Consider the following 24,639-nt stretch of genomic DNA (forward strand, 5'->3'; position numbering starts at 1 on the left):
ATTTATGGTCGGCTTTCTTTTTTTTCAAAAGCTATTTCTTCTTTAATTTCTGTTTGCAATAATAAAGCTTTTCCAAAACGACGTTTACATTCCGCACGCACTTTTTCAATGGCTAGTAGCTGAGTAGTGGCGGGAACTGTTACGATAGCTTGGCGAGGTGTTCGATTTTCTTCACAAAAGACACATTCCACAACATATTTAGAAATCATATTTTCATCCTTCCGTTTTTAATTTCTAAGAAGGGATTGTCTATGAAGTTGATGTAAGTTTTCGTCATCGTTTTCCTTTTTTCCTCTTTTTTCAAGGGGAAAATAATAAGGAAGACGAATAGTAGTAGGGGAGGGATGTATATGGAAAGATGGATAGGTTGTGCAGCAGTATGTGTAAATGAAAGAAATGAAGTTCTAATGGTGTTACAAGGAAAAGAAGGGGAAGAAAAAAGGTGGTCTGTTCCAAGTGGCGGGCTTGAAAAGGGAGAAACACTAGAAGAATGTTGTATTCGAGAAGTTTGGGAAGAAACAGGTTACAATGTGGAAGTTGTAAATAAAATATACGAAAAAGAAGGTATTACATACGGAGTTCCTGTATACGTTCATTATTATCTCGTTAAAAAAATAGGTGGTAGTATGGAAATCCAAGATCCTGATGAGTTAATACATGAAATTGCTTGGAAAAGGATAGATGAAATGAAGGAATTAACGCTATCTTTCCCGGAGGATTATGAGATTTTAAATAAATATATAAATAAAAAAGCGAGTGTTTAAACACTTGCTTTTTTAATGTATCCACGATAAGAAAAGTGGAACGATAACTAAACTAGCTCCTGCTGTTAAAAGCATAGATAAACTCGCAATCGTGCCTTCTACAGGGCCGATTTCGAATGCTTTTGATGTACCGGTTCCATTAGCACTCGTACCTAACATAATACCTTTTGCGAGCGCTGTTTTAATACGGCATATACGTATGAGAGAAGGTCCGAGCAATGCTCCTGTTAACGCAGTTAAAACAACAAATACCGCTGTTAATTGTGACATGCCACCAATCATCTCTGAAATAGCCATTGCAATTGGTGTCGTCACAATATGAGGTGCTAAACTATGCTCTAACGATGAATCAATTTGAAAATAATTTGCTAGTAGTGCTGAAGTAATAACTGATAAAAACGAACCGACAATGACATTAAGTAAGATAGCTAGTCCATGTTTTTTCAATAAATCAAAGTATTTATAGATTGGCCATGCAAAAGCAACTGTTGCAGGCTTTAACAATTCTGTTAACCATTGACCACCTGTTTCATATGTTTCATAAGGTGTGTCTAGTCCGAGCAATAAAGCAATTAAAATAATAGGGCAGACGAGAAGAGGAGAAAGTAAGCTCCAATTCCAGCGTTGATACATTTTCTTCGATATCCAATATGTGAATAGTGTTAATAGCAAACAAAGAAAGCCGATCATTGTGTTGATCCTTTCCGCTTTAGTAGCAATTCTGTTAAGAGTCCTGTAACGAGAGTGACACAAAGTGTACTAATCATAATAATTAAAATGAGATCGATTCCATATTGTGATAGTGTATCTTTGTAACGTATGACAGCGACTGCAGAAGGAATGAAAAATAAAATAAGTTCTTTTAATAAAAAGTCTGCTCCGTCCTGTATCCACTCTTTTTTCACTAGGTTAAATTTTAATGAAATTAACAATAAAAAAATACCGATTATACTTCCTGGAACTGGGAGGTGTGCCTGTTTTGCAATCCATTCACCTGTCCAAGCGAAACAAAATAATAATAAAATTTGTCCGCTTAATTTCCACCATTTCATACAGTAACCACCTCTTTCTTTTTTTACATAAAAACTGTAAAAAAGAATTAACAATTTCTACTATACGTTCATTCAAAAAGTTTGTCTAATATATAAATTATATGTTATTAATATATTAGACGTATTAATTGAAATTGAAAAGGGTGTCCAAAATGGAATTACGGCATTTGCAATATTTTGTTGTAGTGGCAGAAGAGTTACACTTTGGACGAGCAGCTGCTCGTTTACAAATGACACAACCACCACTTAGTCAACAAATTCAGCAATTAGAAAAAGAAATGGGAGTTATGTTATTTTCAAGAACGAAGAGAAAAGTTGAATTAACAGAAGCTGGAGAAATGTTTTTAAAAGAAGTAAAAAAAGCGTTCGAACAAATTGATAAAGCAGTAGAAGTTGCACAAAGTGCCCAAAGGGGAGAAGTGGGCTCACTTTCAATTGGTTTTGTAGGTGCGGCGATATATGATATTTTACCATCAATCGTAAGGGAGTATAGAAAAAAATTTCCGAGAGTGTCTGTTGCATTACATGAACTGTCAACGCCAGATCAGGTGCATGCACTTCACGATAACCGTATTGATATTGGCTTTTTACGTCCGCCAATTCCAACGCAATTACTAGAGTTAGAACCAATTCAAAAGCTTTCTTGTACGTTATGTTTACCGAAGGCACATCCACTTGCTGAAAAGGATGAAATACATATTGAAGATTTAAGAGACGAACCTTTCGTATTTATTACGAGACCGGTATGGCCAGCGTTATACGATACAATTTTATCGCTTTGCCGCGACGTAGGATTTAGTCCACACATTGTACAAGAAGCAACGGAATATCAAACAGTTATGGGACTTGTAGCAGCAGGAATCGGAATTACGGTAATACCTGTATCGGCAAATAAATTGTATAAAACAGAAGTCGTATATAAAGAGTTATGTGATTCTAATTTTGTTGCAGAAATGTCAGTAGCCTATAAAAAAATGAATAGCAATCCAGAGCTTTTAGAGTTTTTAAAAATTGCAAGAGAGAAGAAAAGAATAGAAGTAGAGGATGAGTAATAGTAGTAACGGTTTAATTCAGATGTATAAAATTACACTTTGTTAAACAATAAAGCGGAAATGCACTTAAATTGCATTTCCGCTTTATTTTTCTTTTTTTAGCTCAATACTAAATAGATAAACGTGTTCATTTTCTTTTAAGATGAGGTCAACACCTGTTTCTTCATCAATTGTAGGGACGCTTACAGTTTCTTTACTTGATTGGATTACAGCAGCTAAAATTGTTTTCTGATTGTATCTTAAACTTTTTACAGATTGAATTGTAGTAGTTGCAGAACTATTTACGCTTGGTGGTTCATCTTCAGGAACAAGCGTGGAACCACCGTCAATATGAATATACCATTGACCTTTTCCGTGTATATTGTTGTTAAATTGGAGATTTGGTGCTATGAAAGAAAGTTTTATTTTCTGTTCTACAAAATATGATGCAGCTATGTTCGCGATTTCTTTTACTTTTTTACCATTTTGATAATATTCAATTTTAGCCTGAAGTTCATCTTTATTATTTTTGATTGTAACATCATAAAACATTCTATTTCCTTCACCTATAGGAGTCATTTGTAAAATGTCAGATTGCTCTTTTGTTAACTTATGTGGTTTAACAGTGGAGCCTTCACTATTTTTTAATGGATTACAACTAGTGAAAAGTAATAAAGAAAGAATAAACAGCAATTTCACACGCATATAACCCCTCCTTTTTACAATTTAAATGTAATTTTAACCATTTTATTTTTCTAGGACTAAAGGCTTAGAAAAGATTCAGATTGTAGTGCGATGTTTAAAATGTCATATTTTTATACACTAGTAGTATAGAATGCGTATGTTATAAGGTAGGGGAAGAAATTTATGTCTTTATGTCGGTTAGCGAGAAAAAATATAAGAAAATTTGCTGCCAAAAGGATGAAGCAATTTATATGGATTGCTACGAGTACTATGATTTTGTTTTTTATGACATCACTCCAATTTAATGAAGTAGCTACTAGGGAATTAGGGGCTATACTTTTATTTCAAGTATGTTTTTACACGCTGTTTATCGTATTCATTTTCATATGTATTTTTACTACATATAAAATAACATTTTCTCTTCTGCAAGTGAGGAGAGAAGAATTAAAATCTTATGTAGCAGAGAATAGGAATAGAAATGAAGTACTATGTTTATTATGTCAGGAGCAATTATTCATTTATGGAGCAGCTTTTATTTTCGGTTTAGTTCATGGAATGTTATTTTTGAAATTATTCACGATTATCTTTATGAAAATAGTAGGCATACAGGGAATAAATAGTGCACCAATTACTATATATGCGGTAGTAGTCGTTAGTATAGTTATGATGGTTATCGTCCTATTATCGATGATACAATGTTTTCGATTTGTTCAAAGTTTACAAGATGAAAATTCGTTCCATTTCAAGGGAAAGGCATGAGAAATCATGCTTTTTTCTATTTTACACATAAAAATAATCATGTTACAGTGAAAAGACATGACAAAGAATGGGAAAGAAAGGTTGTATAGAATGACAAATGAACAATCAATTGTAAAAGTGGAGCGGTTGACGAAGAAAGTCGGTTCAAAGACACTTGTACAAAATATTAGTTTTGAAGTGAAAAAAGGCGAGGTTGTTGGTTTACTCGGACCAAACGGTGCTGGAAAAACGACTTTAATGAGAATGATGGTCGGTATGATCCGTATGACAGAAGGTGAAGTGTGGATTGATGGTCAATCTGTGAAACAGCAATTTGAAAAAACTGCCGCGAAAATTGGGGCGGTAATTGAGACGCCGGAGTTTTATCCTTTTTTGAGTGGATATGAAAATTTAACATATTTCGGACGAATGAATGGTAATGTGACAGAAGAACGTATTGATGAAGTAGTGCAATTGTTAGGGATGGGACAAGTAATTGATCGTAAAGTAAAAGCATATTCACTCGGTATGAGACAACGTTTAGGAATTGCTCAGGCGCTTATTCACGATCCAGATGTATTAATACTAGATGAACCAACGAATGGATTAGACCCTAGTGGTATACATGAAATGAGAATGTACATAAAGAAAATTGCACATGAACAAGGAAAAGCGGTACTTGTATCTAGTCATTTACTTTCAGAAGTTGAATTAATGTGTGACAGAGTTATCATTATTCAGCACGGAGAATATGTGGCGACGCAAAATATTCAGCATAATCAAAGCAAAGAGATGGAGACAATCCGTATACGTGTAGATGATGCGAATAAAGCGGCAGAAATGTTAGAACAAGATGTTTTAATAAAAGGTAATGATCTACTTATTCATGTAAAAGATGAAGAAATCCCAAATGTTATTCGAACATTGCTTGAGAAAAATATTCAAGTTTATCGTGTATATGAAGAAAGAAAAACGTTAGAAGAGCAATTTCTAGAATTAACAGGGGGAAAAGATATTGTTTAATTTAGTATATAACGAACTATATAAAATATTTAAGCGAAAGCGAACGATTATTCCCTTTGCAGTTATTGCAGTATTAATAATTGGATTAGGGTGGGTTACGGTCAAGTATTTAGAACCGGAAACAAAAGGATGGAAAGCCGATTATACAGAACGAACTGTAGAAATAGAGAAAAAGCTAGGTATGAAAAAAGAAGCTATATTAGCAGAACGATCTGGGGACGAGCTTGTAAAGGAATATCAGCTTAAGATGAAGCATTTAGATACAGATACAGCACCGGCAAGCAGTTCTCCACTTTCTTTCATGAGAGATACAGGTTTTATCGTATTTCCAATATTGCTCCCATTTATCCTCGTGTATGCAAGTACAATTTTTGCGAATGAATATAGCTGGGGAACATATAAATTTTTAACGATCCGTCCGGCGAGTCGATTTAAAATTCTAACAGCAAAATTTTTAGCAATTGTAATATTTGCAGCGTTATTGTTTCTGTTTAATATGATTTTCTCCACTTTATGTGGACTTGTTATTTATAAATTCCAACAGCCTGCATGGAGCGAGCTTATTTTCCAAGATGGAAATATTATAAAACAAAATATTTTTGTGGAGGCTAGTAAGTATTATATTTTATCGTGGTTGCCGACCATTGTGTACGCAGCGTTTGCATTTATGATTTCTGTATTAACAAGATCTAGTGGGGGCGCGATTGGAATCTCGCTATTTCTTGCTTTATCAGGAAACATTGCATTACTAGCAGCAACTAGATATGATTGGGCGAAATATTTATTACCAGCAAACACAGATTTATACAGTATTGCAAAGAATGGAAGTTTTATTGATGGGGTAACATTCCCGTTTGCTTCATGTATGTTATTACTTTATTTATTTGTATTTTTAAGCATTTCCTATACAGTATTTTTAAAACGCGATTTAACTTAATAAGAAAAGCCGTTAAGTGCACTTCACACCCTTAACGGCTTTTCTTTATGTTAATTGTTTAAGAGCTTTTTCGGCTAGTAAAGCGAAATACTCTGCACTTATAGATAATGCTCGCTCGTCTACTGTGAAAGCTGGATGATGCCATTCATGTGTACCATTCGTTCCCATAAAGACGAATGAACCAGGTATTTCTTGTTGATAAAAAGAAAAATCTTCTCCGGCCATTGACGGGGTAGGAGAGATGATATTTAAATTCATTTTTTCGGCAACTTGAGTCGATAAATTTGTTAGAGATGTATCGTTATGAACAGCAGGAGGACCTGGATAAAAGCGGAATTCTGTTTTTACACCTAATGCATCAGAAACCCCTTGAATAATACGTTCCATTAAAGCTGGTATCTTTTCACGTGTTTCAGCTTGGAAAGTGCGAACTGTTCCTTCTAATGTTGCTTTTTCAGGAATAACGTTCCATGTATTTCCTGAATGAATATTTGTAACACTTACAACGGCATTATGAGATGAACTTATATTTCGGCTTACAATTGTTTGCAGTGCCATAACAATTTGAGAGGATGCGACAATAGGATCAACCCCAGCATCTGGTACAGCTGCATGTGTACCAACACCGTGAATTTCGATTTCAAATCGATCAACCCCGGCCATTAGTGGACCATCTTTAATACCAATTGTACCTACTGGCAAATCAGGTTTATTATGCATGCCGAAAATAGCTTGTACATTTTGTAAATGTCCAGCATCAATAACTTTGCAAGCACCATTACTACTTTCTTCGGCTGGCTGAAATATAAAACGAACAGTTCCTTTAAGTGAAGATTCTTTTTCCTTTAATAAGTAGGCAGCACCTATAATAGCAGCTGTATGAAAATCATGCCCACAAGCGTGCATTTTACCGTGAATTTTTGAAGCGTACGGCAAATTTGTTTCTTCTTGAATAGGAAGGGCATCAATATCAGCACGGATTGCTATAAGCGGTCCGCTATTATTCCCCGAAATTTCAGCAATAACGCCTGTTTCTAAACTAGAATTTATTATAGTAATGTTTTTCTCTTCTAACCAATTTTTTATAGCTTTTGTCGTTTCAAATTCTTCGTATGATAATTCTGGATGCTCATGTAAATTTCGACGAATAGAAATCAGCGTCTCATTTAATTGCTCTAGATTTGCTGCCACTTATAATGCCCTCTTTCTTAAATAAAGTATGTATATTAAGTATACAATAATAAAAGAGAGGATTCTCAAATGAAAATCCTCTCTCGTTTATGCTGCCAATTTTTTATGTGAATGCTGTTTTTGATAACGTCCACGCATTGCGTAGGCAATTTGCGGGATTGCGATACCAACTAAAATAAGTGACACACCGATCCATTGTGAAGATAGTACAGCTTCTTTTAAAACGAATACAGACATGATTGTTGTAACTGGTAGTTCCGCTGCACCAAGAATAGTCGCTAAGCCAGAACCGATTTTTGGAATACCGATTGTAAAGGCTATAGAAGGAATAACGATACTAAATGTTCCTAGACCTAAACCGTATTTCCAAAGTCCTTCAGAAATTGCACCACTAAAAATGAATGTTGGTGGGAATACGATCATTACTAAAGTTAAAGCACCAGCCATTAAAAGAACACCGCGCGGTAATGAAGGTACTTCAACAGCCACTTTCCCACTCACGAAAATGTATGTTGCGAATGTAACAGCAGATAATAAGCCTAGTATGATTCCAGACGTATCGAAATCACCTGCTGATTTTTCTAGTAAACCACTTGATAAAAATGTACCTGCAAGTAAGAAAATAACGGAAATCACCTTTTCTCTTGAAGGTAATGTTTTTGTTGCGACTGCTTCAATAATAATTCCGACCCAAACGAATTGGAATAAAAGTATAATTGCAATAGATGCTGGTACAGTTTTTAATGAAGCATAATAAAAAATCCCAGTAAAACTTGCAGATGTACCTGCAACGAATAAAATTAACGCTTGTTTTAATGGAACACGATGTCTAGAAAATAGAAGTGTAATAGCAAGCAAAATAATCCAACCGAACAAATATTGGCTACCAATTACCTCTCCAAGTGAAAATCCTTCTGCATATGCAAGTTTAACGAAAATAGCTAAAATTCCATAACTACACGCTCCTAATAAAACTAAAAGAGAATAACGAAGCATGAAAAATTCCTCCCATCTATATGAAATTGTTCCGTAACGGACATATATAACTAGAGGGAAGTATACAAAATTAAAAATGGAGGGTCAAATAAAAGAAAAGTGTGACATTTTATAGAATAATAATAAAAGTATGATATTTATGCATAATCTTGAAATTAATAATAATAAAAGTATTGTAAAATCAGCTTTGTATTGTATAAAGACAGCATTTGAAAAAAATATTTTTTAATCAATATGTATATAGACGTACTAGTAACATGCTAATCATTTGAGAAACTACGTTACCTTTGTTATGTTAATAATAATTAGAGGAGTTTCGTAATCCAAGTGAAGTGTTTCTATATAATAGAAGGAAATGAAAACGTTTTTTTAGAAACTGTGTGAAAGAGTAGTTTTTCTTATTGTCACGTTGGAAAAGTGATTTCACGAATTGTTCATAGTATTTTTATTTGTTTTTGCTACAATATGTAAGGAGAGGAGTGGAATCATGCAAGATATCAGTATTTTTTTAGCGTTTGGTGCTGGGTTTTTATCATTTATTTCCCCATGTTGCTTACCGCTTTATCCGGCATTTTTATCTTACATAACAGGTATGTCGGTTTCTGAGTTGAAAGAAGAAAATGCAATGCTTCGCAAAAGAAGTATGATACATACAGCGTTTTTCTTACTTGGATTTTCAATTATATTTATTGCAATTGGATTTGGTACAAGTTTTATTGGAGGCATCTTTACAGATTATAAAGATTTAATTAGACAGTTAGGTGGTATATTTATCATCGTGTTCGGTCTTATTATTGTAGGTGTGTTTAAGCCAAAGTTTTTAATGCAAGACCGTAAATTTACGTTTAAAAATCGTCCGAGTGGCTATTTTGGATCCGTTCTAATTGGATTGGCCTTTGCTGCAGGCTGGACGCCTTGTACTGGACCTATTTTAGTATCTGTCATTGGATTAGCAGCAACAAATCCAGAGTCTGCAATGATTTATATGATTGCATACATACTTGGATTTGCTATCCCGTTCTTCATACTATCATTCTTTATTACGAAAATGTCCTGGATAAAAAGAAATAGTATGAAGTTTATGAAAATCGGAGGATACGTTATGATTGTCATGGGTGTCTTCTTATACTTTAACTGGATGACGAAAATTATCGTATATTTCTCAAGTTTATTTGGTGGTTTTACCGGTTTTTAGTATTATTCTGTGAAAATGTTGGAAATACTAACGGAAAAGCATATAATGAAAGTATATTTTGCATATAGCCACAAAAAAGGATGAGAAAATATGAACATAGTTGTTTTATCCAGTATCGTTGCTGTTTGTATGGCTGTTGGTGCGATGTTTATTCGTTTAAAAGCAGCTAAAAAACCTGCAACATTGAAAAAAATTATACTTCCACCATTTTTTATGAGTACGGGAGCATTGATGTATGTTTTTCCTGAATTTCGATTAACTCCAGCAGAAATGTTAGAAGCAATTGGCGTCGGTTTGTTTTTCTCTATTTTTCTTATTAAAACATCTAAATTTGAAATTAGAGGGCAAGAGATTTATTTGAAGCGTTCAAAAGCATTTGTTTTTATATTAATTGGATTACTTGTCGTGAGGATTGTATTTAAAACATACTTAAGCCAATCTCTTGATTTAGGACAACTTAGTGGTATGTTCTTCTTATTAGCTTTCGCGATGATTGTGTCATGGAGAATTGCTATGTACCGTTCCTTTACGAAATTACAGAAGGAAATGGAAAAAGAAGATGGTTTTTATAATGAAAAAGATATGAAGCTAACTTGAAAACGTTATATGTATAAAATAAAAAGGACAGCGTCAAAGGCGCTGTCCTTTTTATTGAAAATAATGTGAAGTTACTTTGCGAGTAAAGATATATAGTTAGAATAATCAATCTCTTTTTCTTGTAGTTTTTTCACTAAAAATTTATGATCACGCTTCGGTGTAGCAATAATATACCCTTTAATAATTAAATCTTGTGTAATTTGAGAGGCTTTTTCTTGTAACGCCAGTTCTCCGATTTTGCCAGCAATTTTTGATTTAGCAACATCGCGAAATAGTTCTGGAACAGGACTTACAAGCTCTTCTAACAACTGTTTTTGTTCGTCAGCCCATAAATGTCTCGTTTTATTTATGTAGTGTTCTTCCCAATCTAAAATGGACATACCATCTTCTTTTGGTAATCGTTTTAAAAATTTTCTGAACATAAAGTATCCACCAATAGACATAAGTCCTAATAAAATAACAGTCCATAGCACAATAAACCAACTGAACCATCCTTCGAGCAAGTATATCCCCCCTTAATGATTATGGTTTTCTTTTATTCATATTATAAACAGTGAGATTCATAGAAAGCAAGAACGCTTGGTCATTTTGACCAAGCGTTATCATTTAAACAAAGTATAGTTGTTCAACACATAAATTATTATTATCATCTTCTACATATTCAATGATTAATGTGCCAACTTTACGATCTTTATCTTCTGTTGTGAAAATAGAGTAAGAAGTAAAACGCTTTGTTGATAGGCCGCTTATATGTGTAGGTAAAGAAATGTAGTCGTTATCGCGGAAGAATTCCATCAGTTCAATATCTTCAAATTCTTTTCGGTCAACTTGTTTGTTTGTGTAGCGGCGTTGAAGTTGTTTTAAAGACTCATTCCAAGAAATTGCTTTTGTGTCGTATACCATTGTCTTATCTCCTTACTGTATGTAATCATTAAGAACATACGTTCTAATCTAGTATACTCTTTTTATTAGAAAAGGGAAAGCAAAAAATAATGTAAGCTTGGGTTTCCAAGCTTACATTATTGATGCGTCCGTCATAATCTCTATTTTTTATTATAAGTTAGATAAGAATAAGAAACAAGATGGTATATATTTTGTTGATAGTTTTCAAAATTCTGTATATTATAGGTATACTAATGTGCAAGGGAATGAGAGGAATGGTAAACGTAATTTCACTCCAAGGACCGATGGCAAGCGGGAAAACAACATTGGCTAAAAGATTAGAGCGATGCGGGCTTTCAGTTATATATGAAAATCCTTATCCGATTGTAGAAAAACGAAAAGAACTAAATTTGGATATGAACTCAAAAGAAGGGTTTATTACAAATCAAAAAATGTTTATGAAAGCAAAAATAAAGGAGTTTCAAAAAGTGAAAGATTCAGTCGTAATTTTTGATCGTGGACCAGAAGACATTGAGTTTTATACACTCTTTTATCCAACGATTATAGGGGAAGAGTGGGATATAGAAACTGAATTGAAAGATGAATTATATAAATTAAGAGAATGCCGTTCGGATGCGATTTTTTATTTAGATGTTACGAAAAAGAATGTATATGATAGAAAAAATAATGATAGAACAAGAAACAGAAATACATTTGAGGAGCAATTTAAATTAGTAGAAACTGAAAAAGATTGGTATAAACAATTTCCGGTAACTTATGTGGACACGAATAGATTAACAGCGGACGATTTAGAGGTATATTTTATGGATTGGTTAAAGGAGAGAGGGTTATGAAAAAAATACTTTTATTTGTATACCCAACATTTGCGGAGTTTGAAATAACAGTAGCAACGGCATTGCTGAAAAATAAATATGAAATCATTACAGCGGGCTTAACGCATGAATTGATTATAAGTGAAACAGGTTTGCAAGTGCAACCACATATAGAATTAAGGGAAGTGTGTGTAGAAGAATATGAGGGGATTATTATTCCAGGCGGAGATGTGATACATATGAAGGATGCAGAAGGACTCTTTTCAGTTATTCGTCAATTTCGCGAACAAGAAAAATTAGTAGCTGCTATTTGTGCTGGACCGTATGCGCTAGCAAAAGCAGGCTTATTCAAAGAAATCTCGTATACAGTAACTATGGATTATAAAAAATTAGATTGTTTTCCAGTAGAAAATTTTGTGTATGAAGAAGTTGTGAAACATTCAAATATTATTACAGCACAGGGGCATGCATTTGTACCATTTGGAATAGCGATTGCCTCTTATTTTGGAGTAACAAACGAACATAATATAAATTTTTACAGTGGTAAGGGGAATGTGATGATGGAGGAGCTTTTGCCTGAGAATGTATAAAAGCTAGCTAATGCTAGCTTTTTTCTTTTTGACATCGATAAATGGCTAACGTTTTCGGATCGCGCCATATACCGTTATGAAGTGACAATTCATTTTCTACTTCTTCTTTTAGCCATTCCTTCATTTCCGCGTGAAGAAGTGTATTATCAGGTATATTTAGCGACGGAAACATGCTAGAAATATAGTTTAAAATCGGAGTAGCATGATGAAAAACGAGAGCATTATGAATAACTGCTTCTTCAACAGTTGGAAAAACAGACTGTAATATCTCTTTACCATTTTCTAAACAAAATGGAGTGACTGATGATGTTGTTTTCGGCAAATCAAATGCGTCTAACATGCGGTTACACATTTCAACTATACGAGGTAATGTAACGTTAGAGTTTGTTGTAGCTAAAAGTGAGCCACCGGGACGAATTACTTTATGGAATCCTTGGATTGTTTTTTCGACGTCTTTCATGTGATATAACATATGTCTTGCGATGATCCAGTCGTAGCAATTAGCTTCGAAAGGAAGTTTACCAGCGTCACCCGGTCTCCATTCAATTATGCTATTCTTCATTGCAGCTTCAGAAAGCATCGTTTTCGATTGATCAAAACCAGTTAGTTGTCCTTTATGACCGTTAGTTTGTAAAAGGGAAAGAAAATTCCCATTAGCGCACCCAACCTCTAATATTTTTTCGTCTCCTTGAAGTTGTAAATGCCCCATGACGACTTCATCTAAATTCACTTGTTTTTCTTCGTAATGTTTATGCGTATCGATACGTGTTTGTAAATGGTTGCTTACGTTGTATTGGCGTTTTACATCATTCATTTTTTCACATTCCACCTTCGTGCAAAATTGCTGAATCGCATGTGTCAATACGTCGGTTTTCTTTAAACCTTCGTAATGGAGTGCAGATTCAAACCTTTCAAGTAATTTTTCTTCAATTCGAAAATGAATATCTTTTCGCTTCGTCATTGAAATCTCGCCCCTTTGCATCTGTTAGTGAGACTATAGCACGCTTGAAAAATTTGTGTAAATAATTTGTGTACACAAATGAAAGAGAAGAAAAAATTGTTTGAATGTGAGTTTAAACTATTGACGATTTAACCGTTTTCATATATTCTTAAATTAAGAAATATTCAAATAATTAAAAAGAAATGAGAGAGTCACATGCTTCTTCAAGGAACACATCGAATTGGTCGTATGGCCATGCTGTTGGCACTTGCGGATGAGAATGAAAGCCCTGTATTATCTGTTCCAAAAGGTTGGAAGTATTGTACGGGGAAAGTGGGTTCGATGAATTCGCAAAAAGTTGTAGCAGCAATGGAAACAGCGGCTAAAAGCAACCAAGTTATTGAAACAGACGTTTACAGAGAAACACATGCACTTTATCATGCAATTATGGAAGCTTTGTACGGAGTGACGAGAGGTCAAATTCAGTTAGCAGACGTTCTTCGTACAGTAGGACTTCGATTTGCGATTGTGCGCGGCACACCATACGACGGAAAAAAAGAAGGCGAATGGGTTGCTGTTGCATTATATGGAACGATTGGTGCACCTGTAAAAGGATCTGAGCATGAGGCGATTGGTTTAGGAATTAATCACATATGATTTGCCCATAGTCTATTAGTTAGAAGGGGGCCTTATTCTTTAGGACAGAAGTCTGTCTTAAAAAGATAAGGTCCCCTTTTGCCTTTATAAGGAGGAAAAAGAATGATTACGTTAACAGGACACACATTGACAATTGAAGAAATGAAGAGGTTGTTACTTGAAGGAGAAGGTGTAACAGCTTGTCCAAATAGTATGCAAAAGGTGGCAGAGTGTCGCGAAGTAGTTGAGAAAATTGTAGAGGACGGAAAAGTCGTTTACGGTATTACAACTGGATTTGGAAAGTTCAGTGATGTGCTTATCCAAAAAGAGGATGTAAAGGCACTTCAACACAATTTAATTCAGTCACATGCATGCGGGATAGGTGATCCATTCCCTGAAGAAGTATCACGAGGTATGTTAATTTTACGAGCGAACACGATGCTTAAAGGAGTATCGGGCGTTAGACCGCTTGTTGTAAATATGCTTCTTGAGTTTGTAAATCGTAAAATTCACCCAGTTGTTCCGCAACAAGGTTCACTTGGTGCGAGTGGCGATTTAGCACCTTTATCTCATCTTGCGCTTGTATTATTAGGCGAAGGTGAAGTGTTCTATAAGGGAAAACGCGTTCATGCGATGGTTGCTCTTACAGAAGAAGGTCTTGAGCCGATTGAACTTGAAGCGAAAGAAGGGCTTGCATTAATTAATGGTACGCAGGCGATGACAGCGCAAGGAGTTCTTTCTTATATAGAAGCAGAAGCAACGGCGTATCAAGCTGAACTCATTGCTTCGATGACAATTGAAGGATTACAAGGCATTATTGATGCATTTGATGAAAATGTTCATAAAGCACGTGGTTATAAAGAGCAAGTGGAAGTAGCGAGCAGAATTCGTGACATCCTTCATGATAGTAAGTTAACAACGAAACAAGGAGAATTACGTGTACAGGATGCATATTCACTTCGCTGTATCCCGCAAGTGCACGGTGCTTCTTGGCAAGTTTTAAATTATGTGAAAGAAAAATTAGAAATTGAAATGAATGCAGCAACAGATAATCCACTTATTTTTGATGGTGGGGAAAAAGTAATTTCGGGTGGGAATTTCCATGGTCAACCGATTGCGTTTGCGATGGACTTCTTAAAAGTAGGAATGGCGGAACTTGCAAATATTTCAGAGCGTCGTATTGAGCGTTTAGTAAACCCACAATTAAATGATCTACCTCCATTTTTAAGTCCAGAACCAGGACTTCAGTCTGGTGCGATGATTATGCAATACGCAGCAGCGTCACTTGTTTCTGAAAATAAAACGTTAGCACATCCGGCGAGTGTTGATTCAATCCCGTCATCAGCTAACCAAGAAGATCACGTAAGTATGGGAACAATTGCTTCACGCCATGCACATCAAATTATTCAAAATGCAAGACGTGTTCTTTCAATTGAGATGATTTGTGCGATGCAAGCAGCAGAATATCGCGGTATTGAAAACATGAGTACAGTGACGAAGAGCTTCTACCATCAAGGTCGTCAGCAAGTACCTTCTATTACAAATGACCGTATATTCTCAACAGATATTGAAAATATTACGCATTGGTTAAAAACAAATTATTCGATAAAAGAAAGATTAGATGTAAACGCAGCACTATAAAATGAGAAAAGGGAGAGATTGAAATGGAAAAAGTACAACAAACAATTCGCGCGCCAAGAGGTACAGAGTTACAAACGAAAGGGTGGGTTCAAGAAGCTGCACTTCGTATGTTAATGAACAATTTAGATCCTGAAGTTGCTGAAAAACCAGAAGAACTAGTCGTATATGGCGGAATTGGCCGTGCGGCTCGTAACTGGGAAAGCTACCATGCGATTGTAGATTCATTAAAAACGTTAGAAAGCGATGAAACATTACTTGTTCAATCAGGAAAACCAGTTGCCATTTTTAAATCACATGAAGATGCACCTCGCGTACTGTTAGCGAACTCAAACTTAGTACCAAAGTGGGCGAACTGGGATCACTTCCGTGAACTAGAGAAAAAAGGTCTTATGATGTACGGACAAATGACAGCAGGTAGCTGGATTTATATTGGAACACAAGGTATTTTACAAGGAACGTATGAAACATTTGGCGAAGCTGCACGTCAACATTTCGATGGTTCATTAAAAGGTACAGTAACACTTACTGCTGGTTTAGGTGGTATGGGTGGTGCACAACCTCTTGCTGTAACGATGAATGGCGGTGTTGTCATTGCTATTGACGTTGATAAGCGCAGCATCGATCGTCGTATTGAAAAGAGATACTGTGACATGTATACAGAATCGTTAGAAGAAGCATTAACGGTTGCGAACGAGTATAAAGAGAAGAAAGAACCAATTTCAATTGGTTTATTAGGAAATGCGGCAGAGATTTTACCAGAACTAGTGAAGCGTAATATTACGCCAGATTTAGTTACGGATCAAACATCTGCTCATGATCCATTAAACGGTTATATTCCAGTAGGTTACACATTAGAAGAAGCAGCAAAACTTCGTGAAGAAGATCCAGAACGTTACGTACAATTATCAAAAGAAAGCATGACAAAACATGTGGAAGCAATGCTTGCTATGCAAGCAAAAGGTGCAATTACATTTGATTATGGAAATAATATTCGCCAAGTTGCTTTCGATGAAGGTTTGAAAAATGCATTCGATTTCCCAGGATTCGTTCCAGCATTTATCCGTCCATTATTCTGCGAAGGAAAAGGACCATTCCGCTGGGTAGCACTTTCTGGTGATCCAGAAGATATTTATAAAACAGACGAAGTAATTTTACGTGAATTTGCTGACAATGAGCATTTATGTAACTGGATTCGTATGGCTCGTCAGCAAGTTGAATTCCAAGGTCTTCCATCACGTATTTGTTGGTTAGGTTACGGTGAGCGCGCGAAATTTGGTCGCATCATTAATGAAATGGTTGCAAATGGTGAATTATCAGCACCGATCGTTATCGGCCGTGACCATTTAGATTGCGGATCAGTAGCATCTCCAAACCGTGAAACAGAAGCGATGAAAGACGGTAGTGATGCAGTAGCAGACTGGCCAATTTTAAATGCATTAATTAATAGTGTAAACGGTGCGAGCTGGGTATCTGTTCACCATGGTGGCGGCGTTGGTATGGGTTATTCACTTCACGCTGGAATGGTTATTGTTGCAGATGGAACAGAAGCGGCAGCAAAACGTATTGAGCGCGTATTAACTTCTGACCCTGGAATGGGTGTTGTTCGTCACGTCGATGCAGGATATGACTTAGCTGTGGAAACTGCGAAAGAAAAAGGCGTTAACATTCCGATGATGAAATAAGGAGGAGAAAACATGCTGGACACTTTACTAATAAATATCGGTCAATTACTAACAATGGATCAAGAAGATGGCTTGTTAAGAAGGGAAGCGATGAGTACGCTTCCTGTTATCGAAAACGGTGCGGTTGGAATTGAAAACGGCGTAATTACTTTTGTTGGAACAGCGGAAGAAGCTAAAGGATTACAAGCGAAAGAAGTTATTGATTGCGGCGGGAAAATGGTTTCTCCTGGTCTTGTTGACCCGCATACTCATCTTGTATTTGGTGGATCTCGTGAAAATGAAATCGCACTAAAATTACAAGGAGTTCCGTACTTAGAAATTTTAGAACAAGGCGGAGGTATTCTTTCAACTGTAAATGCAACGAAACAGGCGTCTAAAGAAGAACTTGTTCAAAAAGCGAAAGTCCACTTAGACCGTATGCTATCTTTCGGAGTTACAACTGTAGAAGCGAAGAGTGGTTACGGATTAGATGATGAGACGGAATGGAAGCAATTGGAGGCAACTGCGCAATTACAAAAAGAGCATCCAATCGATTTAGTTTCTACATTTTTAGGTGCTCATGCAGTTCCGAAAGAGTATAAAGGTAGATCGAAAGAATTTTTACAATGGATGTTAGACCTACTACCAGAAATGAAAGAGAAGCAGTTAGCGGAATTCGTTGATATTTTCTGCGAAACAGGTGTGTTCTCTGTCGAAGAATCAAAAGAGTTTTTATTAAAAGCGAAAGAGCTTGGCTTTGATGTGAAAATTCATGCGGATGAAATCGACCCACTTGGTGGTGCGGAAGCAGCGGCTGAAATTGGTGCAGCATCAGCGGACCATTTAGTTGGCGCTTCTGATAAAGGAATTGAAATGCTTGCAAACTCTAATACAGTAGCGACTTTATTACCAGGAACAACTTTCTATTTAAATAAAGAAAGCTTTGCTCGTGGACGTAAAATGATCGATGAAGGTGTTGCAGTTGCATTAGCTACAGACTTTAACCCAGGCAGCTGTCCAACTGAGAACATTCAGCTTATTATGAGCATCGCAATGCTTAAACTGAAAATGACACCAGAAGAAGTTTGGAATGCAGTAACAGTTAACTCTTCTTACGCAATTAATCGTGGTGATGTAGCTGGGAAAATTAGAGTTGGTCGCAAGGCGGATTTAGTTTTATGGGATGCTTACAATTATGCTTACGTACCGTATCATTACGGCGTAAGTCATGTAAATACAGTATGGAAGAATGGTAATATCGCATATACAAGAGGTGAACAATCGTGGAGCACGGCCACTATTTAAAGAAAAATGCAAAGTTTATTGATCGTGAAGTGACGAAATGGAGTGAGATGATTAAAGGTTGGGAGGAAGGCGTGGAAATATTCGGTGCTGCCTTAATTGGAGCACCCCTTTCTAAACCATCTATTAGTCATTCAGGAGCAAGTTTTGCTCCAAAAACAATTCGTGCGATGTTAGATGCATATAGCACGTACGCAATTACAGAAGAACATGATATGAAAGAAAGTGTCTTATATGATTGCGGCGATATTACGATGCATGTGACGGATATAAAAGAAAGTCATAACCGAATTGCGAAAACAGTTGGTCATGTAACGAAAGTAAATCCGAACATGATACCAATCGTTCTTGGTGGTGACCATTCGATTAGTTTTCCGAGTATAACAGGGTTTGCAAACAGTAAAGGAAAGATCGGTATTATTCAATTTGATGCCCATCATGATTTACGTAATTTAGATGATGGTGGCCCATCAAATGGTACACCGTTCCGTAGTCTACTAGAAAATGATGTCATTACAGGAAAACAACTCGTTCAAATCGGAATTCGTAATTTTTCAAATGCACGAGCGTACCATGAATATGCAAAAGAACATGGCGTGACAGTGTATACAATGAAAGATGTACGAGAGCGAGAAATCAAAGATATTATCACGGAAAGTATTGAAGTATTAAGAAAGCAAGGCGTGACTTCTATTTACATTTCTCTTGATATGGATGTACTAGATCAAGCATTTGCACCAGGTTGTCCAGCGATTGGTCCTGGCGGAATGGATAGTACGACGTTACTTGATGCGATTGAATTTCTTGGTAAAGAACCGCTCGTTCAAGGGATGGATATAGTAGAAATTGATCCAACCCTTGATTTCAGAGATATGACGAGTCGAGTAGCTGCACAAGTGATTATGAGTTTTCTTTTAGCGAGAGAAACAGCTCGTAAGCAGGTTAGTATGTAGGCGTGAAATGAATAGATAATATTTACCGATGCCGTAAAAAACACATTACTACTCGTATGTAGTAATGTGTTTTTATGTTAAAAGCGAAGTTGAAGTTAGAATATATGAATGTGTGGAGAAGTCAATAAAATTGTGGGTTTTTGGTGTTATTTTACGGATTCATTTTCTTAGTTTGAAAGGATTGACATGAAAAATAATTTTATGATAAAATAAAAATTTTGCTAAAAAAATGAATGTGTGTTAAGATTGAGAAGGTTACCATATATGGAGGTGGATTATTTGTTTCAAATTGGCGATAACATTGTTTATCCAATGCAGGGAGCAGGTATAATTAAAGCCATAGAAGAGAAGGAAATCGCAGGAGAAAAACAACAGTATTATGTTATAAAAATGTCGGGTAGTAATATGGAAATAATGATTCCGGCAGGAAGAATATTGAGCTCAAATATACGACCAATCACGGATATAACGGCAATAGCACACATATTGAATATTTTTCAACATGGAGAATCTGATAGATTACTTACGTGGAAACAAAGGTATAAATTGAACACTGATAAAATAAAGACGGGTAAAATACAAGAAGGTGCTGAAGTTGTACGTGATTTATTGCGTATGCAGAAAGAAAAAGCACTTAATGCAAGCGAAAAGAAGATGTTAGATAACGCACACGAATTTTTGATTAGTGAACTGGGATTAATTGACGGTATCACAGAAAGTCAAATAAAAAGCTTTTGTTAAGATTCATTACAAATAATCTATTACATCCCAAAAAATATTTCAAATTTTTTGGGAACATAATTATAGAAAATTAATCATTTCAAAGACATTCAACTCTTTCAAACCACTTTTAGAGCATTAACCTCTTTTGTTATTACTACAATCAAATCCATTTTTATTTTTTAAATTCTTTACGAATGTTCGAAGTTTAATTAAACACTTCGATAGAATAGTTACTTGATTTTTGCAATCCTGATTCACACTGGCACGGACGAGGAGCCGTAAGGATGAAAGAGAGGTAGGGCTTTCATTGTTTTAGGTTTATAAGTTATTATTTTTAGAAGAATACTGAACCACTCTCACTTCTATTGTTAAAGTTTTTTATATGTGAAGAGATAATAATTGTTTATTTTCTTTATATAAAAGAGATAAATGAGTTGTCATCCATATACGGTAAACTAAAAAAGGTTTCCTTCCTAGGAAACCTTTTTTTATTTGTATCATTCTATTTTTGTGATATTCGAATGTTTGATGGTAAAGGCGAATAAATTGACGTTACTATCTAAAAGTAAGTATGATGCGATTATGGTAAGAATTTTTTAAGGGGGAAGAAAAATGACAAGTTCAAATAGTAAAGCGGCAAGTATTTATGAAGGAACAAATATAAACGCTTGGGGATCCTTTGGAAATATTGAAGAAACAAAGTTGTTTAGTCCGATTCAAATTGGATCCTGGTCTCTTCGTAATCGTATAGCAATGGCACCGATGACGAGATGTTTCGCGAATCATGAAACAGGAGTCGTTGGTACTGATGTAGTCGAGTACTATAAAAAACGTGCAGCTGATGGAGTTGGCTTAATTATTACAGAGGGAATCGTCATTAGCCCAAGAGCAAAAGGAAATCCAGGAGTACCAGGGATTTATACACAAGAACAAATCGATTCGTGGAAGCCTGTTACAGAGGCAGTACATAAAGAAGGTGGAACGATCATTGCTCAAATATGGCATGTTGGACGTATGAGTCATCACGAGATAATTGGTGGGCAAATGCCGCAAGCACCGTCTGCTATCGCAGCTGAGGGAAATGTGCCACGTTTTCGTAAACCGTTTGATACCCCGGAAGAAATGACAATAGAAGAAATAAAGAAAGTAATTGGTCAATACGCACAAGCTGCGAGAAACGCGATCGAAGCTGGATTTGATGGGGTAGAAATTCACGGTGCACACGGATATTTAATCGATCAATTTACTTATGAGTTTGCAAATAAGCGTACTGATAAATACGGCGGAGATTTAAAGCAAAGGTTAACATTTATGAAAGAAGTAACAGAGGCTGTAATAGAAGCTGTTGGAGCTGATAAAACACTTCTTCGCTTCTCTGCTTTCAAAGGTGATAATCCTACTTATATGTGGGGAAATCCTGAGCTTGCAATTAAAACGTTTGTAAATATGTTCAAAGAAGTTGGATTAACGATGATTCACCCTTCAACGATGAATTTTACGGCAGTTATTGCTGACGGAAAGAATTTTCATCAATTAGTAAGAAAATATTGGGATGGTACGATTGTAGGAGTAGGGAGTTTGAATCCGAAAGAGGCTGAAGAAGCACTGCAAGAAGGAACAATTGATGTAGCGGCATTTGGAAGACCTTTAATTGCTAATCCAGACTTCATTCATCGAATTAAAAATGCTGAAAGTTTAGTGGAATATGATGCGAAAGAGCATCTTGCTACGTTAATTTGAATAAAGATAAAAGGAGAACACATCAGGTGTTCTCCTTTTATTATGGAATTTCATAGGAGGAAGCGGAATGAGTGAAACGCTACTCGTTATTATTAGTATATTGCTCTTATTGATGTTACTATTAATCATTTTTTTTATTATTACATTTTTTATTAAAAAACGGACTCATCATTCTATATTAAAGTTACATCCATATTTAGGAAGGATGCGTTATTTACTTGAAAAGATAGGACCGGAATTTAGGCAGTATTGGTTTGATCATGATACGGATGGAAAGCCCTTTTCACGTTATGATTTTCAAAGTGTAATGTTTCTAGCAAAATACCGTTCAGAAATACTCGGTTTTGGATCGAAACGAGATTTTGATGCATCTGGATATTATATTGCTAATACGCTGTTTCCGGTATTAACAGAGGAACTAAGTGTGAATGTAACGCAAGAACGTGAAGGGAAAAAGTATGTGATTCATAAAGAAGGGTTATTTTCACGGAGAGAAAAATTGACAGCGGATACAACGAATCTTTGGTTATACGAAGAAGACGATGCAATTATAGTCGGTGAAAACCGCAAATATCCATGGAAACTGTATGGCATGTTTGGAGCATCAGCTACTTCTTACGGTGCGATTGGAGAAAATTATATTTTAGCGAGCGGGTTTGGAGCAAAAATGGCAGGTGGATCGTGGATTAATACTGGTGAAGGTGGCGTTATTCCAGAACATTTACATACAGGTGCGAATATCATTGCGCAAATTGGTCCGGGTTTATTTGGGTACCGTGATGAGGATGGTAATTTTTCAATGGAGAAATTTATGGAGAAAGCAAAAGAAAGCAACATTAAAGCATTCGAATTGAAATTTGGTCAAGGTGCGAAAATACGTGGTGGTCATTTAGAGGGACAAAAAGTAAATGAGAAGATCGCTTCTGTTCGAAATGTGCGAGAAGGAGAGACAATTAATTCACCGAATCGATTTCCATTTTTAAAGAATGCAGCAGATACACTTTATTTTATTCAACGTTTGCAAGAAAACGGCGGTAAACCAGTCGGGATGAAGATTGTAATTGGGCAGCAGGAGCCGTTGGAAGATTTATTCAAAACGATGAAAGAGTTAAACGTCTATCCAGATTTCATTACAATTGATGGTTCAGAAGGTGGATCAGGAGCAACATATAAATCGATGGCAGATAGTATGGGGATGCCGCTTATTCCAGCGTTACTGACATGTATTGATACAGCGAATCATTATGACGTTCGGGACAAATTCAAAGTGTTTGCCTCGGGGAAATTAATTACACCAGATAAAGTGGCAATTGCTTTAGCTATTGGTGCAGATGCTGTAAATTCAGCCCGCGGTTTTATGATGGCGAGTGGCTGCATAATGGCGCTTCAATGTAATTCGGGGCAATGTCCGTCTGGTGTGGCGACGACGAATCCTCATTATCAAAAAGCGTTAGATCCGTATGAGAAGAAGTGGCGGGTCATGAACTATATAATAAGTATGAGATATAGTTTATTTGCACTAGCGGCAGCAGCGGGAGTAAAGAGTCCGCGTCATTTAACGAGAGAGCATATTGTGTTTAAAGACGAGAAGGGGAGAGTGGTGCCTCTTTCGGAATTGTTTCCTATAATAAATCAAACCTAAAAATATATTTTATATTTAAAAATTTTTGGAGGAATAATCACATTGTTTAGAAAATATTAAGGGTATAATGGGAAAGGTTTTTAAAAATGACTATTTTTAGGGAGAGATTCACTTGGATCAAGGTTCGTACAGTATTACAATTTTTTTACTCGTCATAGGGCTCGTTATATTTGGACGTATGCGTTCTATGAATCGACCAATTAAAAATAAAGGAAGACGACTATTATTTCCATTATTCTTTTTATTACCTGGTTTTTCTTTATATGCGGCACCGATACAACTTGCTGATTGGCAAATTGGGGTAGCTGCTGGGATTGGACTGTTATTATCAATTCCACTAATTATTTTAACTGGATATGAATTGAGAGAAGATGGTCAAATTTATGCGAAAAAAAGTATTGCTTTTATTGCTACATTTTTAATTATTGTCCTTTTACGTGCTTATTTTAGAAGACATTTACAAGGTTTAGATCCAAAGTCAATCGGCATTCTTTTCTACACCCTTGCGGTTTGTTATATAGTACCTTGGCGTATTGGCTGCTATATAAAATTTCGTAAAGTATACGTAGAGAAAGAGAAAATTACGATGCCAATAAGCTAAAAGCCATACATTTGTATGGCTTTTAGCTTATTTTCATTTGTCGGATAAACAAATGAAAATAAGGTGTGAAAAAGCACTTTTTATTTCCTGAATATTGTAACTTTAATTTCTTTTGAAAGCCGGGTAATCCACTGGGATAAAGGCGTTTATAAAGGTTTTCACATGTAGTGAAAAGGGCTTGTTCCCTTGAAAGAACAAAAAAAGTTTGTTAAGGTAGGGAACCATAAGCGAAAACAAGAAAATAGAAAAAGTCATTTTTCGAAATTTTGAATGGCTTATGTAACTAA

General features: G+C 35.7%; 27 protein-coding genes and 1 pseudogene. 19 read left to right on the forward strand and 9 right to left on the reverse strand.

Annotated features, from left to right (window positions below):
- Nucleotides 1-2: 2 nt before the first annotated feature.
- Nucleotides 3-209 carry a DUF3903 domain-containing protein gene (locus tag ACXY7N_RS09805; RefSeq protein ID WP_016086766.1) on the reverse strand — a complete coding sequence of 69 codons (207 nt, stop codon included), beginning with the start codon at nt 207-209 and terminating at the stop codon, nt 3-5.
- Nucleotides 210-350: 141 nt separating this feature from the next.
- Here ACXY7N_RS09805 and ACXY7N_RS09810 point away from each other — a divergent pair, with 141 nt between their 5' ends.
- Entirely contained in the window at nt 351-764 is a 414-nt protein-coding gene (locus ACXY7N_RS09810; protein WP_016086767.1) for an NUDIX hydrolase, read from the forward strand.
- 12 nt (nt 765-776) lie between these two features.
- On the opposite strand, the gene ACXY7N_RS09815 is transcribed toward ACXY7N_RS09810, so the two are convergent.
- Both ACXY7N_RS09815 and ACXY7N_RS09820 read right to left on the reverse strand, forming a co-directional pair.
- Entirely contained in the window at nt 777-1,454 is a 678-nt protein-coding gene (locus tag ACXY7N_RS09815) for an LrgB family protein (RefSeq protein WP_016086768.1), read from the reverse strand.
- Entirely contained in the window at nt 1,451-1,816 is a 366-nt protein-coding gene (locus ACXY7N_RS09820) for a CidA/LrgA family holin-like protein (protein WP_000872363.1), read from the reverse strand. The genes ACXY7N_RS09815 and ACXY7N_RS09820 overlap by 4 nt, the downstream gene beginning before the upstream one ends.
- Before the next feature lie 152 nt (nt 1,817-1,968).
- Between ACXY7N_RS09820 and alsR the strand changes: the two genes are divergently transcribed.
- The gene (alsR, locus tag ACXY7N_RS09825) at nt 1,969-2,868 is read left to right on the forward strand and encodes an acetoin biosynthesis transcriptional regulator AlsR (RefSeq protein ID WP_016086770.1); all 900 of its coding nucleotides are present in this window, start codon (nt 1,969-1,971) and stop codon (nt 2,866-2,868) included.
- A gap of 84 nt (nt 2,869-2,952) precedes the next feature.
- Here the strand turns inward: alsR and ACXY7N_RS09830 are convergent, their stop codons facing one another.
- Nucleotides 2,953-3,552 carry a hypothetical protein gene (locus ACXY7N_RS09830; protein ID WP_016135167.1) on the reverse strand — a complete coding sequence of 200 codons (600 nt, stop codon included), beginning with the start codon at nt 3,550-3,552 and terminating at the stop codon, nt 2,953-2,955.
- Between the two features lie 162 nt (nt 3,553-3,714).
- On the opposite strand from ACXY7N_RS09830, the gene ACXY7N_RS09835 reads away from it, so the two are divergent.
- The 3 genes from ACXY7N_RS09835 to ACXY7N_RS09845 all read left to right on the forward strand — a co-directional run bounded on the left by ACXY7N_RS09835 (nt 3,715) and on the right by ACXY7N_RS09845 (nt 6,229).
- On the forward strand, nt 3,715-4,290 hold the full coding sequence (locus ACXY7N_RS09835) for an ABC transporter permease (protein ID WP_488592377.1): 576 nt from the start codon (nt 3,715-3,717) through the stop codon (nt 4,288-4,290).
- Nucleotides 4,291-4,380: 90 nt separating this feature from the next.
- Nucleotides 4,381-5,292 carry an ABC transporter ATP-binding protein gene (locus ACXY7N_RS09840; RefSeq protein ID WP_488592378.1) on the forward strand — a complete coding sequence of 304 codons (912 nt, stop codon included), beginning with the start codon at nt 4,381-4,383 and terminating at the stop codon, nt 5,290-5,292.
- A complete protein-coding gene (locus tag ACXY7N_RS09845) occupies nt 5,285-6,229 on the forward strand; it encodes an ABC transporter permease (protein WP_016086774.1) in 945 nt (314 codons plus the stop codon). Before ACXY7N_RS09840 ends, ACXY7N_RS09845 begins: the two co-directional genes overlap by 8 nt.
- Before the next feature lie 45 nt (nt 6,230-6,274).
- On the opposite strand, the gene ACXY7N_RS09850 is transcribed toward ACXY7N_RS09845, so the two are convergent.
- Nucleotides 6,275-7,420 carry a M20 peptidase aminoacylase family protein gene (locus tag ACXY7N_RS09850; RefSeq protein WP_016086775.1) on the reverse strand — a complete coding sequence of 382 codons (1,146 nt, stop codon included), beginning with the start codon at nt 7,418-7,420 and terminating at the stop codon, nt 6,275-6,277.
- Between the two features lie 87 nt (nt 7,421-7,507).
- On the reverse strand, nt 7,508-8,416 hold the full coding sequence (locus ACXY7N_RS09855; RefSeq protein WP_454497552.1) for an EamA family transporter: 909 nt from the start codon (nt 8,414-8,416) through the stop codon (nt 7,508-7,510).
- A gap of 327 nt (nt 8,417-8,743) precedes the next feature.
- Here ACXY7N_RS09855 and ACXY7N_RS09860 point away from each other — a divergent pair.
- The 3 genes and pseudogenes from ACXY7N_RS09860 to ACXY7N_RS09870 all read left to right on the forward strand — a co-directional run bounded on the left by ACXY7N_RS09860 (nt 8,744) and on the right by ACXY7N_RS09870 (nt 10,208).
- A pseudogene (locus ACXY7N_RS09860) lies at nt 8,744-8,887 on the forward strand (peptidase T).
- 16 nt (nt 8,888-8,903) lie between these two features.
- Nucleotides 8,904-9,611: a cytochrome c-type biogenesis protein CcdA gene (gene ccdA, locus ACXY7N_RS09865; protein ID WP_016086777.1), complete on the forward strand. Its 708-nt coding sequence runs from the start codon at nt 8,904-8,906 to the stop codon at nt 9,609-9,611.
- A 90-nt stretch (nt 9,612-9,701) separates the two neighbouring features.
- The gene (locus tag ACXY7N_RS09870) at nt 9,702-10,208 is read left to right on the forward strand and encodes a CcdC family protein (RefSeq protein ID WP_001028639.1); all 507 of its coding nucleotides are present in this window, start codon (nt 9,702-9,704) and stop codon (nt 10,206-10,208) included.
- A gap of 71 nt (nt 10,209-10,279) precedes the next feature.
- Here the strand turns inward: ACXY7N_RS09870 and ACXY7N_RS09875 are convergent, their stop codons facing one another.
- Together ACXY7N_RS09875 and ACXY7N_RS09880 are read right to left on the reverse strand one after the other, a co-directional pair.
- A complete protein-coding gene (locus tag ACXY7N_RS09875; protein WP_488592380.1) occupies nt 10,280-10,711 on the reverse strand; it encodes a DUF2621 domain-containing protein in 432 nt (143 codons plus the stop codon).
- Between the two features lie 103 nt (nt 10,712-10,814).
- Nucleotides 10,815-11,111 (reverse strand): hypothetical protein, encoded by a 297-nt coding sequence (locus ACXY7N_RS09880; RefSeq protein ID WP_016086779.1) that lies wholly within the window; start codon nt 11,109-11,111, stop codon nt 10,815-10,817.
- 245 nt (nt 11,112-11,356) lie between these two features.
- Here ACXY7N_RS09880 and ACXY7N_RS09885 point away from each other — a divergent pair, with 245 nt between their 5' ends.
- Both ACXY7N_RS09885 and ACXY7N_RS09890 read left to right on the forward strand, forming a co-directional pair.
- Nucleotides 11,357-11,944 carry an AAA family ATPase gene (locus ACXY7N_RS09885; RefSeq protein WP_098413090.1) on the forward strand — a complete coding sequence of 196 codons (588 nt, stop codon included), beginning with the start codon at nt 11,357-11,359 and terminating at the stop codon, nt 11,942-11,944.
- Nucleotides 11,941-12,513, forward strand: coding sequence for a DJ-1/PfpI family protein (locus ACXY7N_RS09890; RefSeq protein ID WP_016086781.1), 573 nt, complete (start codon nt 11,941-11,943; stop codon nt 12,511-12,513). Before ACXY7N_RS09885 ends, ACXY7N_RS09890 begins: the two co-directional genes overlap by 4 nt.
- A 13-nt stretch (nt 12,514-12,526) precedes the next feature.
- Here ACXY7N_RS09890 and ACXY7N_RS09895 read toward each other — a convergent pair whose 3' ends face one another.
- Nucleotides 12,527-13,474, reverse strand: coding sequence for a class I SAM-dependent methyltransferase (locus tag ACXY7N_RS09895; protein WP_016135161.1), 948 nt, complete (start codon nt 13,472-13,474; stop codon nt 12,527-12,529).
- Between the two features lie 195 nt (nt 13,475-13,669).
- On the opposite strand from ACXY7N_RS09895, the gene hutP reads away from it, so the two are divergent.
- From hutP to ACXY7N_RS09940, 9 genes are all read left to right on the forward strand, one after another.
- On the forward strand, nt 13,670-14,110 hold the full coding sequence (gene hutP, locus ACXY7N_RS09900; protein WP_016086783.1) for a histidine utilization transcription antiterminator HutP: 441 nt from the start codon (nt 13,670-13,672) through the stop codon (nt 14,108-14,110).
- A gap of 102 nt (nt 14,111-14,212) precedes the next feature.
- Nucleotides 14,213-15,730, forward strand: coding sequence for a histidine ammonia-lyase (gene hutH, locus ACXY7N_RS09905; RefSeq protein ID WP_016086784.1), 1,518 nt, complete (start codon nt 14,213-14,215; stop codon nt 15,728-15,730).
- Between the two features lie 23 nt (nt 15,731-15,753).
- Entirely contained in the window at nt 15,754-17,412 is a 1,659-nt protein-coding gene (gene hutU, locus ACXY7N_RS09910) for a urocanate hydratase (RefSeq protein WP_016086785.1), read from the forward strand.
- Between the two features lie 12 nt (nt 17,413-17,424).
- The gene (gene hutI, locus ACXY7N_RS09915; RefSeq protein WP_016086786.1) at nt 17,425-18,696 is read left to right on the forward strand and encodes an imidazolonepropionase; all 1,272 of its coding nucleotides are present in this window, start codon (nt 17,425-17,427) and stop codon (nt 18,694-18,696) included.
- Nucleotides 18,675-19,646, forward strand: coding sequence for a formimidoylglutamase (gene hutG / locus ACXY7N_RS09920; RefSeq protein WP_016086787.1), 972 nt, complete (start codon nt 18,675-18,677; stop codon nt 19,644-19,646). The genes hutI and hutG overlap by 22 nt, the downstream gene beginning before the upstream one ends.
- Nucleotides 19,647-19,925: 279 nt before the next feature.
- Nucleotides 19,926-20,387 carry a CarD family transcriptional regulator gene (locus tag ACXY7N_RS09925; RefSeq protein ID WP_170959991.1) on the forward strand — a complete coding sequence of 154 codons (462 nt, stop codon included), beginning with the start codon at nt 19,926-19,928 and terminating at the stop codon, nt 20,385-20,387.
- A gap of 594 nt (nt 20,388-20,981) precedes the next feature.
- The gene (locus ACXY7N_RS09930; protein ID WP_016135159.1) at nt 20,982-22,109 is read left to right on the forward strand and encodes an alkene reductase; all 1,128 of its coding nucleotides are present in this window, start codon (nt 20,982-20,984) and stop codon (nt 22,107-22,109) included.
- 67 nt (nt 22,110-22,176) lie between these two features.
- A complete protein-coding gene (locus tag ACXY7N_RS09935) occupies nt 22,177-23,751 on the forward strand; it encodes an FMN-binding glutamate synthase family protein (RefSeq protein WP_016135158.1) in 1,575 nt (524 codons plus the stop codon).
- Between the two features lie 112 nt (nt 23,752-23,863).
- A complete protein-coding gene (locus tag ACXY7N_RS09940) occupies nt 23,864-24,352 on the forward strand; it encodes a cytochrome c biogenesis protein CcdC (RefSeq protein ID WP_016086791.1) in 489 nt (162 codons plus the stop codon).
- Nucleotides 24,353-24,639 lie beyond the last annotated feature (287 nt).

This window comes from Bacillus sp. 5w2 (genome assembly GCF_054353775.1).